The 16,716-nt window shown below is 73.7% G+C and carries 19 protein-coding genes; 7 read left to right on the plus strand and 12 right to left on the minus strand.

Translation table 11 applies throughout. The annotated features are described in order from the left end of the window. Positions 1 to 25 precede the first annotated feature (25 nt). From J2S66_RS22720 to J2S66_RS22735, 4 genes are read right to left on the minus strand one after another with little or no spacing between them, the layout of a single operon-like run. Positions 26 to 700 (minus strand): uracil-DNA glycosylase, encoded by a 675-nt coding sequence (locus J2S66_RS22720; protein WP_310309261.1) that lies wholly within the window; start codon positions 698 to 700, stop codon positions 26 to 28. 14 nt (positions 701 to 714) lie between these two features. Beyond that, positions 715 to 1,236, minus strand: a complete 522-nt coding sequence (locus tag J2S66_RS22725; protein WP_310309262.1) for a gamma carbonic anhydrase family protein — start codon at positions 1,234 to 1,236, stop codon at positions 715 to 717. An 18-nt stretch (positions 1,237 to 1,254) separates the two neighbouring features. Then, positions 1,255 to 1,725 (minus strand): GNAT family N-acetyltransferase, encoded by a 471-nt coding sequence (locus J2S66_RS22730; RefSeq protein ID WP_310315008.1) that lies wholly within the window; start codon positions 1,723 to 1,725, stop codon positions 1,255 to 1,257. Positions 1,726 to 1,739: 14 nt separating this feature from the next. Continuing rightward, positions 1,740 to 2,705 carry a thiamine-phosphate kinase gene (locus J2S66_RS22735; protein WP_310309263.1) on the minus strand — a complete coding sequence of 322 codons (966 nt, stop codon included), beginning with the start codon at positions 2,703 to 2,705 and terminating at the stop codon, positions 1,740 to 1,742. 97 nt (positions 2,706 to 2,802) lie between these two features. Between J2S66_RS22735 and J2S66_RS22740 the strand changes: the two genes are divergently transcribed. Both J2S66_RS22740 and J2S66_RS22745 read left to right on the plus strand, forming a co-directional pair. After that, the gene (locus tag J2S66_RS22740) at positions 2,803 to 3,036 is read left to right on the plus strand and encodes an Lrp/AsnC family transcriptional regulator (protein ID WP_033431506.1); all 234 of its coding nucleotides are present in this window, start codon (positions 2,803 to 2,805) and stop codon (positions 3,034 to 3,036) included. Between the two features lie 20 nt (positions 3,037 to 3,056). Continuing rightward, positions 3,057 to 3,635, plus strand: coding sequence for a DUF3515 domain-containing protein (locus J2S66_RS22745; RefSeq protein ID WP_310309264.1), 579 nt, complete (start codon positions 3,057 to 3,059; stop codon positions 3,633 to 3,635). Here the strand turns inward: J2S66_RS22745 and J2S66_RS22750 are convergent, their stop codons facing one another. Together J2S66_RS22750 and pdxR are read right to left on the minus strand one after the other, a co-directional pair. Beyond that, entirely contained in the window at positions 3,636 to 4,703 is a 1,068-nt protein-coding gene (locus tag J2S66_RS22750; RefSeq protein ID WP_306747444.1) for a D-alanine--D-alanine ligase family protein, read from the minus strand. Between the two features lie 10 nt (positions 4,704 to 4,713). Beyond that, on the minus strand, positions 4,714 to 6,168 hold the full coding sequence (gene pdxR, locus J2S66_RS22755; RefSeq protein ID WP_310309265.1) for a MocR-like pyridoxine biosynthesis transcription factor PdxR: 1,455 nt from the start codon (positions 6,166 to 6,168) through the stop codon (positions 4,714 to 4,716). A 67-nt stretch (positions 6,169 to 6,235) separates the two neighbouring features. Between pdxR and J2S66_RS22760 the strand changes: the two genes are divergently transcribed. Beyond that, positions 6,236 to 6,883 carry a pyridoxamine 5'-phosphate oxidase family protein gene (locus J2S66_RS22760; RefSeq protein ID WP_310309266.1) on the plus strand — a complete coding sequence of 216 codons (648 nt, stop codon included), beginning with the start codon at positions 6,236 to 6,238 and terminating at the stop codon, positions 6,881 to 6,883. 10 nt (positions 6,884 to 6,893) lie between these two features. Here the strand turns inward: J2S66_RS22760 and J2S66_RS22765 are convergent, their stop codons facing one another. From J2S66_RS22765 to J2S66_RS22780, 4 genes are all read right to left on the minus strand, one after another. Beyond that, a complete protein-coding gene (locus tag J2S66_RS22765; RefSeq protein ID WP_306747441.1) occupies positions 6,894 to 7,343 on the minus strand; it encodes a cysteine dioxygenase in 450 nt (149 codons plus the stop codon). Between the two features lie 215 nt (positions 7,344 to 7,558). After that, positions 7,559 to 8,629 (minus strand): cystathionine gamma-lyase, encoded by a 1,071-nt coding sequence (locus tag J2S66_RS22770; protein ID WP_306747440.1) that lies wholly within the window; start codon positions 8,627 to 8,629, stop codon positions 7,559 to 7,561. Next, positions 8,626 to 9,630, minus strand: coding sequence for an NAD(P)H-dependent glycerol-3-phosphate dehydrogenase (locus J2S66_RS22775; protein WP_310309267.1), 1,005 nt, complete (start codon positions 9,628 to 9,630; stop codon positions 8,626 to 8,628). The genes J2S66_RS22770 and J2S66_RS22775 overlap by 4 nt, the downstream gene beginning before the upstream one ends. Before the next feature lies 1 nt (position 9,631). Beyond that, positions 9,632 to 10,336: a lysophospholipid acyltransferase family protein gene (locus J2S66_RS22780; RefSeq protein ID WP_310309268.1), complete on the minus strand. Its 705-nt coding sequence runs from the start codon at positions 10,334 to 10,336 to the stop codon at positions 9,632 to 9,634. A gap of 98 nt (positions 10,337 to 10,434) precedes the next feature. Between J2S66_RS22780 and cofC the strand changes: the two genes are divergently transcribed. From cofC to J2S66_RS22800, 4 genes are all read left to right on the plus strand, one after another. Continuing rightward, positions 10,435 to 11,037 carry a 2-phospho-L-lactate guanylyltransferase gene (cofC, locus tag J2S66_RS22785; RefSeq protein ID WP_310309269.1) on the plus strand — a complete coding sequence of 201 codons (603 nt, stop codon included), beginning with the start codon at positions 10,435 to 10,437 and terminating at the stop codon, positions 11,035 to 11,037. A 135-nt stretch (positions 11,038 to 11,172) separates the two neighbouring features. Beyond that, the gene (locus J2S66_RS22790) at positions 11,173 to 11,367 is read left to right on the plus strand and encodes a hypothetical protein (protein WP_310309270.1); all 195 of its coding nucleotides are present in this window, start codon (positions 11,173 to 11,175) and stop codon (positions 11,365 to 11,367) included. A 68-nt stretch (positions 11,368 to 11,435) separates the two neighbouring features. Then, positions 11,436 to 13,739, plus strand: coding sequence for an RNA degradosome polyphosphate kinase (locus J2S66_RS22795; protein ID WP_310309271.1), 2,304 nt, complete (start codon positions 11,436 to 11,438; stop codon positions 13,737 to 13,739). Continuing rightward, on the plus strand, positions 13,736 to 14,659 hold the full coding sequence (locus J2S66_RS22800) for an NUDIX hydrolase (protein WP_310309272.1): 924 nt from the start codon (positions 13,736 to 13,738) through the stop codon (positions 14,657 to 14,659). The genes J2S66_RS22795 and J2S66_RS22800 overlap by 4 nt, the downstream gene beginning before the upstream one ends. Positions 14,660 to 15,129: 470 nt before the next feature. Here J2S66_RS22800 and J2S66_RS22805 read toward each other — a convergent pair whose 3' ends face one another. Together J2S66_RS22805 and leuD are read right to left on the minus strand one after the other, a co-directional pair. Beyond that, positions 15,130 to 15,900 (minus strand): HU family DNA-binding protein, encoded by a 771-nt coding sequence (locus tag J2S66_RS22805; protein ID WP_310309273.1) that lies wholly within the window; start codon positions 15,898 to 15,900, stop codon positions 15,130 to 15,132. A 209-nt stretch (positions 15,901 to 16,109) separates the two neighbouring features. Beyond that, complete coding sequence (leuD, locus tag J2S66_RS22810; RefSeq protein ID WP_310309274.1) at positions 16,110 to 16,712, minus strand: 3-isopropylmalate dehydratase small subunit; 603 nt, start codon at positions 16,710 to 16,712, stop codon at positions 16,110 to 16,112. Positions 16,713 to 16,716 lie beyond the last annotated feature (4 nt).

Consider the following 16,716-nt stretch of genomic DNA (forward strand, 5'->3'; position numbering starts at 1 on the left):
CCCACCTACGGGTGAAAGGAGGCGCTCAGGGCAGTTTCCAGTCCACGGGCTCCGCGCCCTGCTGCACGAGCAGCTCGTTGACCTTGCTGAACGGCCGCGAGCCGAAGAAGCCGCCGGACGCGGACAGCGGGCTCGGGTGGACCGACTCGACGCACGGGTACGGCGCGAGCATCGGCTTGAGCGCGCGCGCCTGGCTGCCCCACAGGACGGCGACGAGCGGCGTCTCGCGGGCCGCGAGCGCCTTGATGGCCTGCTCGGTGACCGGCTCCCAGCCCTTGTTGCGGTGGGAGTTCGACTTGCCCGGCTGCACGGTCAGCGCCCTGTTGAGCAGCAGCACGCCCTGCTCGGTCCACGGCGTCAGGTCGCCGTTCGACGGCGTGGGGTGGCCGAGGTCGGCCGTGTACTCGGTGTAGATGTTGTTCAGGCTCTTGGGGATGGGCCGGGTCTCCGGCGACACCGAGAAGCTCAGGCCCACGGCGTGCCCCGGTGTCGGGTACGGGTCCTGGCCGACGACGAGCACCCGGACGGAGTGGAACGGCTGCTGGAACGCCCGCAGCACGTTCTCCCCCGCGGGCAGGTAGGTGCGCCCCGCGGCGACCTCCGCCCGCAGGAACTCGCCCATCCTGGCGATCCGATCGGCGACGGGCGCGAGTGCGGCGGCCCAGCCGGCTTCCACGATTTCCTCAAGGGGACGTCCCACGGCGGGACCCTATCTCAGTCGAGGCGCCGCAGTTCCCCGCGGTAGCGCGAGGCGTTGTCCACGTACTTGTCCACCGCGAACTGCCACGCGCCGTCCGGCACGACGTACCCCTCGCGGATCTTCGCGGGCACGCCGAGGGCCATCGACCGCGCGGGCACGTGCCCGTCGAACGAGACCACCGCGCCGGCCCCGACGATCGAGCCCTCCTCGACCACGGCCCCGTTGAGCACCACCGACCCCGACGCGATCAGGCAGCGGTCGGCGATGGTGGCGCCCTCGATGTGCACGTTGTGGCCGATGACGCACTCCGCGCCGATGACGGCCGGGTGGACCTCGGTGCAGTGGACGACCGTGCCGTCCTGCACCGACGTGCGCTCGCCGACCTCGATGCGCCCGTAGTCGCCGCGCAGCACGGCCTGCGGCCACACGGAGGCGTGCGCGCCGATCCGGACGTCGCCGATGACGGTGGCGTCCGGGTGCACGTAGGCGTCCGGGTGGATCACCGGTTCCAGCCCGCCCAGCGCGTAGATGGCCACGACCGCTCCCTCGGGGTCCTAGAGCGCCTTCCCGTAGCAAAGGCTGTCCGGATGATGCCGGTAGACGCCGAAGTTGTCGATGCGCCCGTACCCGACGGCCTCGTACAGGCCGATCGCCTCGGGCTGGCGGGTGCCGGTCTCCAGCACCATGCGGGTGCGGCCGGCGGCCCGCGCGGCGTCCTCCAGCGCGGCCAGCACGACCCGGGACAGGCCCCGTCCGCGCAGGGAGTCGACGACGTACATGCGCTTGATCTCGGCGTCGCCGGGGCGCAGCGCCTCCTCGACCACGTCGTGCGCGCGCCACCCGCCGCAGGCCACCGGGGCGTTGTCGAGGTAGCCGACGACGAAGTGCCCGAGGGGCGCGGAGAACTGCGCCGGGTCCACCGGGGTCACGTCCACCTCGCCGTAGCGGGCGAGGTAGACCTGCTGGAGCTCGGAGATCAGCTTGACCGAGTCCGGATGGTCATACGGGAGCGTGCATAGTTCCACATTCGTCACGTTACCTACCGCCAGTGCTCCCAGCCAGGGGGTTTCTCGTACGCGCGGCCGTCCACGGTGACACCGCTGCCGTGCCGGACGGTGCCGATGGTCTGCCAGCCCTCGGGCACGGCGGCGGGTTCCGGGAACGTCGCGGCCAGCGCGTGGTCCTCGCCACCGGTGAGCGCCCAGTGCCGGGCGTCCGCGCCGAGCGCCGCCGCCACGTCGATCAGCCGCGGGTGCACCTCCAGCAGCTCGGTGCGGATGTCGATGCCGATGCCCGACTCGTCGGCGATGTGCCCGAGGTCGGCGAGCAGGCCGTCCGAGACGTCGATCATCGCCGTCGCGCCCGCGGCGGCGGCCTGCGGCCCGGCGGCGTACGGGGGTTCGGGGGTGCGCTGCGCCCCGACCACCGCGACCGGCGACCGGAACCCGCGCTGGAGCACGGCGAGACCGCCCGCCGCCCAGCCGAGCCGACCGCACACCGCGACGACGTCGCCGACCTGGGCGCCGGCCCGCGTGACGGGCTCCAGCCCACCCATGTCACCCATCGCCGTAACGGAGATCACCAGTGTCGCGGAGGACACCATGTCGCCGCCCACCACGCCCGCCCCCGCGACGACGGCCTCCTGCCACAGCCCGGCGGTGATCCCCTCCACCACCGAGGAGGGCGTGTCCGCGGGGCACGCGAGGCCGATCGTGAGGGCGGTCGGAACCGCCCCCATGGCGGCCACGTCGGCCAGGTTCACGGCCGCCGCCTTGCGGCCGACCTGCTCGGGGGAGGACCAGTCGAGTCTGAAGTGGACACCTTCGACCAGCACGTCGGTGGACACCACCACGCGGCCGTCGGGCGTCGCGACCACAGCCGCGTCGTCACCCGGGCCGAGCAGGGTGGTGGGCGGCTGCGTCCGACCTGCCGTCACCCGGCGGATGAGACCGAACTCACCCACTTCAGCGACCGTGTCCGCGTTCCGCGGCGGCTCCGGACGCAAGATTGCCTCCCGTTCTGAGCATTCGGAACCCCGACTGGGGTACGTTGCTGTCCACGTTCCTACCCCGACCTAACCTGTCGCGACGAAGGGGCACGCCGTGGTGCACGCATACATCCTCATCCAGACCGAGGTCGGGAAGGCAGCCGCCGTCGCGGCGGAGATCTCCGGCATCCCCGGAGTGGCCCAAGCGGAGGACGTCACCGGTCCGTACGACGTGATCGTCCGGGCCGAGGCCGACACCGTCGACCAACTCGGACAGCTCGTGGTCGCCCGCATCCAGAACGTGGAGGGCATCACGCGAACCCTGACCTGCCCGGTGGTCCACCTGTAGGTCCGTGCTGTCATAACCGCGTGGCACAGGAACCGGAACCCGCCTCGCTGCTCCCCCGTCCGCTGCTCGTCGTGGCCCTGGGCCTGCCGGCGCTGCTCGCGGCGGGCGTGGCGGCCGTGGGCCTCTTCCTCGGCGCGGGGGGCAAGGACGCCCCCGCCGACCCGTCGGTCGACCGCTCCGGCCCCGTCGCGCTGGTACCCGTGCCCGCGCCGGGCGCCGGGTCGGCCGAGTGCGGGGCGCTGGTGAGCGCGCTGCCGATGCAGCTGCTGTCCAACGGCGCCACGCTGCCGCGCCGCGAACTGGCGTCCCCCGTCCCACCCGGCGCGGTGGCGTGGGGCGACGCGGCGCACGAGCCGATCGTGCTGCGGTGCGGTCTGGACCGACCGGCTGACCTCACGCCGACCTCCACCCTGCGGACGATCTCCGACGTCGACTGGCTGGTGCTGTCCGAGGGTGCCACGTCGACCTGGTACGCGGTGGACCGGCCGGTGTACGTGGCGCTGACCGTGCCGTCGGACGCGGGCACGGGGCCCCTGCAGGACATCTCGACGACGATCCGAGACACCCTCGCCAAGGGCCCCGTGGACACGCGGGGGTGACTAGCGCAGGCCGGTGCCCCGGGCGATCGCGGTCTCCACGAGGGTCGTGAGCAGCGACGGGTAGTCCACGCCGGTCTTCGCCCACATCGCCGGGTACATCGAGATCGGCGTGAAGCCGGGCATCGTGTTGACCTCGTTGACGACCAGCTCGTCGTACTCGGTGACGAAGAAGTCGACGCGGGCCAGGCCCTGGCAGTCGAGCGCGCGGAACGCGGCGACGGCCATCCGGCGCAGGTCGCGGGCGACGTGCTCGTCGAGCTTGGCCGGGATGTCGAACTCGGCGACGTCGTCGAGGTACTTGGCGTCGAAGTCGTACCAGTCGACCGCGCCGCCGACGATGCGCAGCTCGGCGGGCAGCGACGCCTCGACGCGGCCGTCCGGGAACTCCAGCACGCCGCACTCGACCTCGCGGCCGGTCACCGCGGCCTCGATGATGACCTTCGGGTCGGTCTTGCGGGCCAGCGCGATCGCGCTGTCCAGGTGGGACCAGTCGACGACCTTGGAGATGCCGACCGACGACCCGGCGCGGGCGGGCTTCACGAAGACAGGGAGGCCGAGCCGCTCGCGGTCGGCGTCGGCCAGGGTCTGCTCGTCGCGGCGCAGGATCGCGAACTCGCCGACCGGGAGGCCCGCGTCCTTGAGGAGGCGCTTGGTGAACTCCTTGTCCATGGCGACCGCGCTCGCCAGGACGCCGGGGCCGACGTAGGGGATGTCGGCGAGCTCCAGCAGGCCCTGGACGGTGCCGTCCTCGCCCCACGCGCCGTGCAGGACGGGGAAGACCACGTCCACGTCGCCCAGCACCGCGTCGGGGGTCACCGGGACCAGCTCGCCGCCGGACACCGGGACCAGGGAGGCGACGGTGGGCAGCTGCCGGTCCCGCACCTCCAGCGCCTTCGTGTCGTCGGCGCCGATCACCCACGCGCCGCCCTCGGTGATCCCCACCGGCACCACCTCGAACCGCTCGCGGTCCAGGTGCGGGAGGACGCTGCCGGCGGACAGGCAGGAGACCATGTGCTCGCTGCTGCGCCCGCCGAACACCACGGCGACCTTGGTCTTGCGCTGTGTCATGGCTCGGACCCTACCCGGATGGCGTAACCCCCACCGCGACCGTGGAACTCGGACGTCGCGAGAGTCCAACGCCCGGGGGTTGGACTCTCGGGGTGAGGAGGGGGATGAGGGTGGGGATCGCGGCGGCGAGCTGGTCGCGCGAGCAGGCGCTGTAGCCGATCGCGGCGCCGTGGACCGCGGGGCGGCCCGCGTGGTGGCGGCCCAGGCCGTCCAGGCGCAGGCCGTGGGCCAGGGCTTCGGCGAGGACGTCGCGCTCGGCCTGCGCGGTGGGCAGGGGCACGACGATGTGCGCGCCCGCGTCGTCGCCCAGCACGGGGATGCCCGCCTCGGCGAACGCGGCGGAGAGCAGGGCCCGGCGCTCGGACAGCTCGCGCCGGAGCTTGCGCAGGTGCCGGCCCAGGTCGCCGTTGCGGGCGAGTTCGACCAGCACGCGCTGCCCCGCCGCGGACGGGCTGGTGCCGGTCTCGTCGCGGTGGGCGAGGACGGCGGTGGCGACGGGTTCGGGCGCCACCATCCAGCCCGCGCCGAGCGTCGGGGTGAGGATCTTGCTCGTCGTGCCCAGGTGCACCACGACGTCCGGCGCGAGCGCGGCCAGCAGCGGCAGGGGGGCGACGTCGTAGCGCAGCTCGCCGTCGTAGTCGTCCTCCACGACCAGCCACCCCTCGGCGCGGGCGCGCTCCACCAGGGCCACCCGCCGCCCGGCCGACATGCGCCCGCCCATCGGGTACTGGTGCGCGGGCGAGCAGTACACGCCGCGCACGCCCGCCGGCACGGCGTCGACGAGGATGCCCTCCTCGTCCACGGGCGCCTGCACGACCCGCACGCCCGCCGACCGCAGGGCGGACACGGCGCGCTGGTAACCGGGTTCCTCCACGGCCACCGCGTCACCGGGTTCCAGCACGGCCGCCGCCAGCTCGACCAGCGCGGCGGTGGTGCCGCCGGTCGCCAGCACGTGCTCCTCGCGCAACCCGCCGCGCACGGCCAGGCCGCGGTGGCGCAGCAGGTGCTCGGCGACCACGGCCCGGTACTCGGGCAGCCCCGCGCGCGCGGGCCGGAACAGCGGCGGCACGTCCGCCGCCGCGCGCCACGCCCGCCGCCAGGCCGCCCGGTCCAGCCCTTCCGCCCACGGCGCGCCGGGCGCCAGGTCGAGCACCCCGGACGGCACGGCGGGCGCCGCGGCACGGCGGGTGCGCGCCCGCAGCGCCCCCGGCGGCGTGGTGGTCACGTAGGTGCCCGACCCGTGCCGCCCGGCGATCCAGCCCTCGGCGTGCAGCTGTTCGTAGGCCGCCGCCGTCACGGTCCGGCTCACGCCCAGCCGCTCGGCCAGCGCCCGGGTGGACGGCAGCCGGTCGCCGCTGCGCAGCCTGCCGTCGGCGGCGGCCGTGCGCAGCGCCTCCGCGAGCTGCACGGCCAGCGGCTCGCCCGACGTGCGGTCCAGCGAGACGGCGAGCGCGGTCTCCGACAAAGTGGCCTCCTCGAAACGTCAAGAATTGGCACTTGAGAATAGCCACTCTACCGGAGAAGCTGGTCGCATGACCCTGTCACCGACGCCGCGCAGCACGATCAGGCGCGGGAGCAAGCGCGCCGCCACCGACCGCGCCGACCTGCACGCCGTCCTCGACGCCGCCCTGGTGTGCCACCTCGCCGTCGTCGTGGACGACGCGCCGCTCGTCCTGCCCACCGGCTACGGCCGCGACGGGGACACCCTCTACCTGCACGGCTCGACCGGCGCGCGCAGCCTCCGCGAGGCCGCGCGCGGCGTGCCGGTGTGCGTCGCCGTGACCCTCCTGGACGGTGTCGTCTACGCGCGCTCGGTGTTCGACCACTCGATGAACTACCGCGCGGCCGTCGTCCACGGCACCGCCGTCCCGGTCACCGACCCGGACGCCAAGGCGCACGCCCTGCGCGTCCTCACCGAGCACATCGCGCCCGGCTCGTGGGACTACGCCCGGCAGCCGACGCCGAAGGAGCTGGCCGCGACGTCGGTGCTGGCGCTCGACCTCGCCGAGGCGTCGGTGAAGATCCGCAGCGGCCCGCCCGGCGACGAGGAGGACGACGTCGCCGCGAACGCGCGGTGGGCGGGCGTGCTGCCGCTGCGCACCTCGTGGGGCGCGGCGGAGTCGGACCCCGCGCTGGTGGGCGACTGGGACGTCCCACCGCACGTCGTGAACAGGACCTGACGGGCGGGCGCTAGCCGACGGGGTCGAACCGCACCGGGCGGACGGTGCGCCCGCCGTCGCGGTAGACGTGGATCGTGACGGCGGGGTCGACGCCGTCGTTGCGCACCTGGTGGGCGTAGTCGGGCCCGAACACGCGCGACTGGCCGGCCACCAGGTTGTGCAGCACCTGGTGGCCGCGGGACGCGACCACCTCGGTCAGCGAGCCGCCGACCACGGTGAACGCGCCGGTCGTCGGGCCGTGGTCGTGCAGGTCGGTGTGCTGGCCGGGCAGCCAGCTCATCAGCCACACCTCCTGCTCGTCGGTGCGCTCGACGAGGGCGGCGAAGCGGGTGTCGGGGTCGTAGCGGAGCAGGTGGGCCCAGCGCTCCCGCCGCGCCGCCACGTCGAGCGCGATCCGCACCGGGTGCGGCGCGGCGTGCGACTGGGGCAGGGCGATCGTGTTCTCCGGAACGGCGAACATCAGGTTCCTTCTTCGGGATGCCGTGGGTGGCGAGCGTCGACTGCTCGCGGGACGCGGGGCGATCTACCGACAGGAACAGAGCGCGCTGGCGACCAGGCCGAGGTCGATGTGACCCCGCCCGTCGATCATGGCGCGGAAGGACATGACGACGAGGGTGGCAGCGACCCGCCACCCTCGCAACCACGTCCCACGAAATGGACCCGTTGGGGCGAACTTCAGAGGGCCTTCAGCACGTCGGCCACCAGGTCCCCGGTGTCCTCGCAGCCCGCGGACAGCCTGACCAGGCCCTCCGGCACCGGGTCGCCCCACTGGGCGCGCCGGTCGAGGCTCGTGTGCAGCCCGCCGAAGCTGGTGCTCGCGTACACCAGCTCCGAGCGCGCCAGGAACGCCGCGACGGCGTCCGCGTCCGCCAGCACGAAGGTGAGCACGCCGCCGAAGCGGCGCATCTGCCTGGCCGCGACGGCGTGCGCCGGGTCCTCGGGCGCGCCGGGCCAGCGCAGCCCGGTCACCGCCGGGTGCGCCTTGAGCGCGTCGTACAGCGCGGCGGCGTTCTCCGCCTGGCGGGCGAGCCGCAGGTCGAGCGTGCCGAGCCCGCGGTGCGCCAGCCACGCCTCGAACGGGCCGGGGATCGCGCCGCCGGTGGTGCGGGCCGCGCGGACCTCCTCGGCCAGTTCCGGGTCGGCCGCGGTGACGTGCCCGAGCAGCACGTCGCTGTGCCCCGCCACGGCCTTGGTGTCGCTGCTCACCACGACGTCCGCGCCCAGCGCCAGCGGCAGCTGCCCGAGCGGCGTCGCGGTCGTGTTGTCCACCGCCACCAGCGCGCCGGCGGCGTGCGCGGCCTCGGCGAGCGCCGCGATGTCGCACACGTCGAGCCCCGGGTTGGACGGCGACTCCAGCAGCACCAGCCGCACGCCGTCGAACGACGGGTACGGCCCGGCGGTGGGCGCCTCGACGACCTCCACGGGCATCCCGGCGACCAGCGCGCGGGTCAGGTAGTAGCCGTCACCGGGCACGACGACGGTGTCGCCGGGGGCGAGGACGACGCGCAGCAGCGTCGAGATCGCCGCCATGCCGGACGGGAAGAGCACGGTCGTGCCGCCCTCCAGCCCGCCCAGCGCCTCCTCCAGCACCCGCCACGTCGGGTTGTGCGCGCGGCCGTAGGTGTCCGCGCCGCCCAGGTGGTACGCCGACGCGAACACGGGCCCCGCGGTGAACGGCTCCCCCGCCACCGCCGGCGTCGTGTGCACGACCCGCGTGCCGTCGCCCCACCGGCCGACGTCGTTCACTGCCGTTCCGCCTTCCGCTCCCGCCCGAGCAGCGCCGCGGTGAGCACGCGCGGGTCGAGCCCTTCGTGGCACACCTGGTGCACGCCCTCGGTGATGGGCATGTCCACGTCGTGGCGCGCGGCCAGCTCGCGGATCGACGAGCACGACTTCACGCCCTCGGCGACCTGCCCGTGCGCCGCCTCCTGCGCCCGCGCCAGGGAGTCGCCGCGGCCGAGCCTCTCACCGAACGACCGGTTGCGCGACAGCGGTGAGGCGCACGTCGCCACCAGGTCGCCCAGGCCGGCCAGGCCCGCGAACGTGAGCGGGTCGGCGCCCAGCGCCGCGCCCAGCCGCGCCGTCTCGGCCAGGCCGCGGGTGATGATCGAGGCCATCGTGTTGTCGCCGAACCCCATGCCCGCCGCCATGCCGCACGCCAGCGCGATGACGTTCTTGCACGCCCCGCCCAGCTCGCAGCCGACGACGTCGACGTTCGTGTACGGCCGGAAGTAGGAGTTGGAGCAGGCGTGCTGCAACTCCACCGCCCGGTCGTGGTCGGTGCACGCGATGACCGTGGCGGTCGGCTGCTCGGCCGCGATCTCCTTGGCCAGGTTCGGCCCGGTCACCACGGCGACCTGGTCCTCCGGCACCCCGGCGACCTCGCGGACGACCTCGCTCATCCGCTTGAGCGTGCCCAGCTCGACGCCCTTGGCCAGGCTGACCAGCGTGGCGCCGGGCGGCAGCGACGGGCGCCAGCCGGCGAGGTTCTCCCGCAGCGTCTGGCTCGGCACGGCCAGCACCACGGCCCGCGCGCCGTCGAGCGCCTTGTCGGCGTCGGCGGTGGCGGTCAGGTTCGCCGGCAGCACCACGTCCGGCAGGTAGTCGGTGTTCACCCGGCCCGTCGAGATGGCGTCGGCCACCTCGGCGCGCCGCGCCCACAGCACCACGTCCGTGCCGGAGTCGGCGAGCACCTTGGCGAAGGCGGTGCCCCACGACCCGGCGCCCAGCACCGCGACCCGGTCCACGTCAGGACTTCTTCGCCGAGTAGAAGCCGTCCGGCGCCGGCTCCTCGCGGATCTCCGCCAGCAGGTCCTTCACCTCGCCCATCAGCAGGTCGGTGACCTCGCGCAGCAGGGCGAGGTTCTGCGGCCGGGCGCGGTGGGCGGACAGGTCGACCGGCTCGCCGACCTTCGTCACGACGGTCTTGCGCGGGAGCGGCCGGAACTTCCGGCGGTAGTGGTCGTAGACGTCGCGGGTGCCCCAGCGGGCGACGGGCAGCACCGGCACGTCGTGCTCCAGCGCGAGCCGCGCCACGCCCGTGCGGGAGCCCATCGGCCAGCCGTCGGGGTCGCGGGTGATCGTGCCCTCCGGGTAGATGATCACCACCAGGCCCTGCTCCAGGGCGTCGTGGGCGGCGCGCAGGCTCTGCTGGGCGTCGGACGTGCCGCGGTAGACGGGGATCTGGCGGGCGCCCTTGAGCACGGAGCCGAGCACCGGGACGTTCCACAGGCCGTGCTTGGCCAGGAAGTGCGGCACGCGCCCCTGCTCGTGCGTGAACACCGCGTCGTAGACCGGGTCCAGGTGGGACACGTGGTTCATCACGACCAGCGCGCCGCCCTTCCGGGGAAGCCGCTCGCCGCCCTCCGTGCGCCGGCGCGCCATCACGGCGGTCGACGGGTAGAAGACCGCCGCGGCGAACCCGACCCAGAAGCCGCCCTTCTCTCTGGCCACGTGCACTCCCTCTCCGTTCGTGGACCTGGAGTCTTCCCCGGAGGCCCCGGCCAGGTCCAGCCGGCATCGGGGAGGCCGGCATCGGGGAGTATGGCGGGGTGGGAGCCGAAGTGGACCTGGTGGTGCCGGTCAAGACGCTGGACCGGGCCAAGTCGCGACTCGTGGGGCTGGACCGGCCGGCGCTCGCGCTGGCGTTCGCGCTCGACACCGTCACCGCCGCCCTGCCCGCCGTGCGCCGTGTGGTGGTCGTCACGTCCGATCGCGCGGTGGCGGCGGAGCTGCGGGCGCTCGGCGTCGAGTCGATCGCCGGGCCGGAGGGGTTGAACGAGTCGCTGCGGTTCGGCTCGGAGGTGCTGCGGGCGCGGGACGCCTCCTCGGTCGTGGGGGCGCTCCAGGCCGACCTGCCCGCGCTGCGGACCGCCGAGCTCGCGGCGGCGCTGGCGGCGGTGACGGGCCGGTCGTTCGTCCCGGACCGCCAGGGCACGGGGACGACGGTCCTGCTGTCCGCGCCCGGCGGCGCGCTGGACCCGTCGTTCGGCGCGGGGTCGGCGGCGGCGCACGCGGCGTCCGGCGCGGCGCCGCTGATCGGGCCGTGGCCGTCGCTGCGGCACGACGTCGACACGGCGGAGGACCTGGGGTCGGCGGCGGCGCTGGGGCTGGGCGCCCGGACGGCGGCGGTCCTCGCGCCGGTGTGCGGCTGAGGGGTGCGGCTGAGGGGTGCGGCTGAGGGGTGCGGCTGAGGGGTGCGGCTGAGGGGTGCGGCTGAGGGGTGCGGCTGAGGGGTGCGGCTGAAGGGGCGGGGCCGGGCCACCCGCGGGATCGGTTAGCTTGGCGGTGTGACCGAGCAGGCGACCGTGAGCGCGCACCACCCGGACGGGTCGGCGACGGTGCTGCGCGACGACGGCGTGCTCGTGGACGTCCCGGTCGCCGCGGTGGCCGAGGGCGGGTGGCGGGTGCTGCGCCCCGGCCAGCGGGTGGCGCTCGTGCGTGACGGCTCGGGTGCGGTGCGCGGTCTGCTGCGGCCGGTGTGACGGGGAGTTCACCTCTCGGCCGGCTCCGATCGGCGCAAGTGGCCCGGGATTGGTGGACAATACTGTTCGTGAGCACGGACAACACGCCTGAGCAGCCTGCGCCGAAGCGACGCTCCAGGACGCCGCGGGCCACGCCCGCCGCGAGCGCACCCGCCGCGGGCGCGCCCACGCCTGGGGCGCCGAAGCGCCGACCGCGACCGGCCGCCCGCCGGGCGCCCACGGGCGGTGCGCCGGCGGCGGTGCAGCCGAAGCCGGAGACGCCCGCCCGCCCGTTCCCGAGCTCACCGCCCGCCGCCACCGCCACCGAGGCGCAGGCCGACCTGCCCGATGACCGGTACTTCAACCGGGAACTGTCCTGGTTGGACTTCAACGCCCGGGTCCTGGCGCTGGCCGAGGACGCGTCCCAGCCGTTGCTGGAGCGGGCGAAGTTCCTGGCGATCTTCGCCTCGAACCTCGACGAGTTCTACATGGTGCGGGTCGCCGGCCTGAAGCGCCGCGACGAGACGGGCCTGTCGGTGCGCAGCGCGGACGGCCTCACCCCGCGCGAGCAGCTGGCGAACATGTCCAAGCGCGCCCAGGAACTGGTCGAGCAGCACGCCCGCGCGTTCCTCGACCACGTGCAGCCGGAGCTGGAGAAGCACGGCATCAGCATCGTCAACTGGGCGCAGCTCAGCGAGTTCGAGCGGCTGCGGCTGTCGAACTACTTCACCGACCAGGTGTTCCCGGTGCTCACGCCGCTGGCCGTGGACGCCGCGCACCCGTTCCCCTACATCTCCGGCCTGTCGCTGAACCTGGCCGCGACGGTGCGCGACCCGGAGGGCGGCGCGGAGCGGTTCGCCCGCATCAAGGTGCCCGACAACGTGCCGCGCCTGGTCCGCGTGGAGAACGACCGCACCAGCCCGACGGCGACGTTCCTGCCCGTGGAGGAGCTGATCGCGGCGCACCTGGGCGAGCTGTTCGCGGGCATGCACGTCGTCGAGTGCCACGCCTTCCGGGTCACCCGCAACGCCGACCTGGAGGTCGAGGAGGACCAGGACGAGGACCTGCTCCAGGCGCTGGAGCGGGAGTTGGCGCGCCGCCGGTTCGGCCCCCCGGTCCGCCTGGAGGTCGCCGACGACATGACCGAGAACATGCTGGAGCGGCTGCTGCGGGAGATGGAGGTCGACCCGCACGACGTCGTCCAGGTGCCCGGCCTGCTGGACCTGTCGTGCCTGTGGCAGCTCTACGGCGTGGACCGCAAGCAGCTCAAGGACGCGCCGTTCGTGCCCGCCACGCCCCCGGCGTTCGGCGAGCGGGAGACGCCCAAGAGCATCTTCGCCACCCTGCGCGAGGGCGACGTGCTCGTGCACCACCCGTACGACTCGTTCTCCACGTCCGTGCAGCGGTTCATCGAGCAGGCGGCGGCCGACCCGCGCGTGCTGGCCATCAAGCAGACCCTGTACCGCACGTCCGGCGACTCGCCGATCGTCGACGCGCTCATCGACGCGGCCGAGGCCGGCAAGCAGGTCGTGGCGCTGGTGGAGATCAAGGCGCGGTTCGACGAGCAGGCGAACATCAAGTGGGCGCGCGCGCTGGAGAAGGCGGGCGTGCACGTCGTGTACGGGCTGATGGGCCTCAAGACGCACTGCAAGACGTCGCTGGTGGTGCGCCAGGAGGGTTCGCGCATCCAGCGCTACTGCCACATCGGAACCGGCAACTACAACCCGAAGACGGCCCGGCTGTACGAGGACGTCGGCCTGCTCACCGCCGAACCGACCATCGGCGCGGACCTGACCGACCTGTTCAACGTGCTCACCGGCTACGCCCGGCAGGACCACTACCGCAGCCTGCTCGTCGCGCCCTACGGCGTGCGGCGCGGCATCGTGGAGCGCATCGAGCGGGAGGTCGAGCACGTCCGGGCCGGCCGGCCCGCCGGCGTGCGCATCAAGGTGAACTCGCTGGTGGACGAGCAGGTCATCGATTCGCTGTACCGGGCGTCCCAGGCGGGCGTGCCGGTGCAGGTCGTCGTGCGCGGCGTGTGCTCGCTCAAGCCCGGCATCAAGGGCCTGTCGGAGAACATCCACGTCCGCTCGATCCTCGGCCGGTTCCTGGAGCACTCCCGGGTGTTCCACTTCGTCGGCGCGGGCGAGCACTGGATCGGCAGCGCCGACATGATGCACCGCAACCTCGACCGGCGCGTCGAGGTCCAGGTGCGGGTGACCGACCCGAAGCTCACCGCGCAGCTCGACTCCATGCTCGACTCGGCGCTGGAGCCCACGACCCGCTGCTGGGTGCTCCAGCCCGACGGCGAGTGGGAAGCGTGGCCGTCCGACGGGAGCCGCGTGCGCGACCACCAGGCCGAACTGCTGCGGGCGCACCGCGCACAGGGGTGAACCACGTGATCAGGGCTGCCGGCGCCGTGCTGTGGCGCGAGGGTTCCGTGGCGGTCGTGCACCGGCCGCGCTACGACGACTGGTCCCTGCCGAAGGGCAAGCTCGACCCGGGCGAGACGGTGCCCGCGGCCGCGGTGCGCGAGGTCCGCGAGGAGACCGGCTTCCACGCCGTGCTCGGGCGGTACCTGTGCCGGGTGTCCTACGAGGCGTTCGGCAAGCCGAAGGTCGTGGACTACTTCAGCGCGCGGGCCGGGTCGGGCGCGTTCGAGCCCAACGACGAGGTGGACGAACTGCGCTGGCTCCCGATCGCCGAAGCGGCGGCGCTGGTGACGGGGGACAACGACCGGGGCGTGCTGGAGCGGTTCGCGGCCGAACCGGCGGACCTGGCGACCCTGCTGCTGGTGCGGCACGCGAAGGCGGGCAAGCGGGACAACTGGCCGGGCGACGACGACCTGAGGCCGCTCAGCTCGGCGGGCTGGCGGCAGGCGGCCGGACTGCGGTCGCTGCTGCCGCTGTGGGGTCCGTCGCGGGTGCACGCCGCACCGCGCGCGCGGTGCGTGGACACGGTGCGGGGCGTCGCCGACGACCTCGGCGTGGACGTGCTGCCGGAGCCCCGGTTGTCCGAGGAGGGCTACTGGCCCGACCGCGAGGCGGGCCTGGTCCGGCTGCTGGAGATCGCCGACGGTCCGGGCACGCCGGTCGTCTCCAGCCAGGGCGGGGTGATCCCGGACGTGGTCGCCACCCTGGCCGACCTGGGCGGCCTGCACCTGCCCGACGTGCCGTGCAAGAAGGGCAGCACCTGGCTGCTGGCGTTCCGCCGCCCGGCGCCGGACTGGTCCACTTCGGACTCGTCCACGGGCTGGCCGCGACTGGTCTCGGCGCACTACATGCCCACCGCGCTGGCCGCGCCGACCACCTGACGGATACAGCGGGTCGGCGTCCGTCCCGCCGCGACTGGGCCGGACGGGTTCGCGGTGCGGCCGGTCGGGTAACGCGGGAATGCGCGTCGGCACGATGGGTTCCGGACGGTGGGTTCCGGTGTTCACGGGTGCGGAGTTCGGGAGGCCGAAAGCCCCGGCCCATTCCCCCGGCGGATTCCACGCCGTGGCGCCGACTTCCGCCGCGTGGTCCGGTCTTCACCTCTCCCGTCACCGGGGTCGGTCACCGGCCGCGCGGGCGAAAGGCGCGGAAACCCGAACTTGTTAACTCGTAAGTGTGGTCTTGCGGCTGATACCAGCCGACGTCGCCGGACCGAGGGGCGCTGAGAGGGCCGCTGAGCGCCGAACGGCCGGTGCCCACCGTTGAACAGGCTCAGGGCCCGGTGCGCGTCCGCACCGGGCCCTGAGCGCCTGGAACTGCTGTGCCTGGCCGGTGATCACCCGGCTCAGGGTCACTTCTTCTTGGCCGGGGCCTTCTTGGCCGCGGGCTTCGCCGCGGCCGAGGTGGTGGCCTTCGCCGCCGCCGGGGTGGCGGTCTTGGCCGCCGCCGGGGTGGCGGTCTTGGCCGCCGCCGCCGTCGTGGCCTTGGCGGTGGTCGCCTTGGCCGTGGTCGCCTTCTTGGCGGCCGGGGCCTTCGCCGCGGTCGCCTTGGCCGCCGTGGCCTTCGCGGTGGTGGCCTTGGCCGGGGCGGCCGCCTTGGTCGCGGTGCTCTTCGCAGGCGCGGCCTTGGTGGCGGTGGCGGCGGGCTTCGCGGCCGCGGTGGTCCGGCGGGTCGCCGGGGCCTTCGTCGCGGCGGCAGCGGCGCGCGTGGTGGTGCCGGTGGCACGCGTCGAACGCGCCGTGGTGCCCCGCGTGGCCGGGGCCTTCGTGGCCGCGGCCGGCTTGGCGGCGGCAGCTGCCGCCGGCTTGGCGGCCGCGGGCTTCGCGGCCGTCACGCGCGGCAGCTTCTTGGTGCCGCTGATGACGTCCTTGAACGTCGAACCCGCGCGGAACGCGGGAACGTTGGTCTTCTTGACCTTCACGGTCTCACCGGTGCGCGGGTTGCGAGCGGTGCGCGCCGCACGGGCACGCTTCTCGAAGACACCGAAGCCGGTGATGTTGACCTTCTCGCCCTTGTGGACGCTGCGGACGATCACGTCGACGATGCCGTCGACAGCGGCAGCCGCGTTCTTCTTGTCGCCAAGGCGCTCGGCGAGCGCCTCGATGAGCTGGGCCTTGTTCACCTTCAGTCCCTCCCAGGACGCTCACGGCCCTTAGCTCGGGCCGACTGATTGCCCACGGTAAGCCCATATGCAAGGAAATACCAATCGCCACGCCAGATTTTCCGTTGTGGCGTGGGCGATTACGACCCTTCGAGGGACGCCCCGGGAGGCCCCGGTGGAAACGAAGGGGTCGGATTTCCGCTGCTAGAGGCGAAATCCGACCCCTTCGACTACCGGGTGGGCAGCGGATCGGTGGTGGGCAGCCAAGCCGCCCTTCCCCGCTCGAACTCGGTCACCTCATCGGCGTGCCGCAGGGTCAGGGCGATGTCGTCCAATCCCTCCAGCAGCCGCCAGCGGGTGTACTCGTCGATCCCGAAGCGGGCGGTGAAGTCCTTGGCGGTGACCGTGTTGTTCGTGAGGTCGACGGTCACCGGGGTGCCCGGGTCGTTCTCCAGCACCTTCCAGAGCAATTCGACATCGGACTGCTCCAGCTGCGCGGCCAGGAGCCCCTGCTTGCCCGCGTTGCCCCGGAAGATGTCGGCGAACCGGGAGGAGATGACCACCCGGAAGCCGTAGTCCATGAGCGCCCAGACGGCGTGCTCGCGGGACGAGCCGGTGCCGAAGTCGGGCCCGGCGACGAGCACGCTGCCCGCCGTGAAGGGCTCCTGGTTGAGCACGAAGTGCTCGTCGGAGCGCCAGGCGGCGAACAGGCCGTCCTCGAAGCCGGAGCGGGTGACCCGCTTGAGGTAGACGGCCGGGATGATCTGGTCGGTGTCCACGTTGGACCTGCGCAGCGGAACGCCGACCCCGGTGTGCGTGGTGAACGCTTCCATGGTT

The organism is Saccharothrix longispora (genome assembly GCF_031455225.1).
In the GTDB taxonomy this organism is placed as follows: Bacteria; Actinomycetota; Actinomycetes; order Mycobacteriales; family Pseudonocardiaceae; genus Actinosynnema; species Actinosynnema longispora.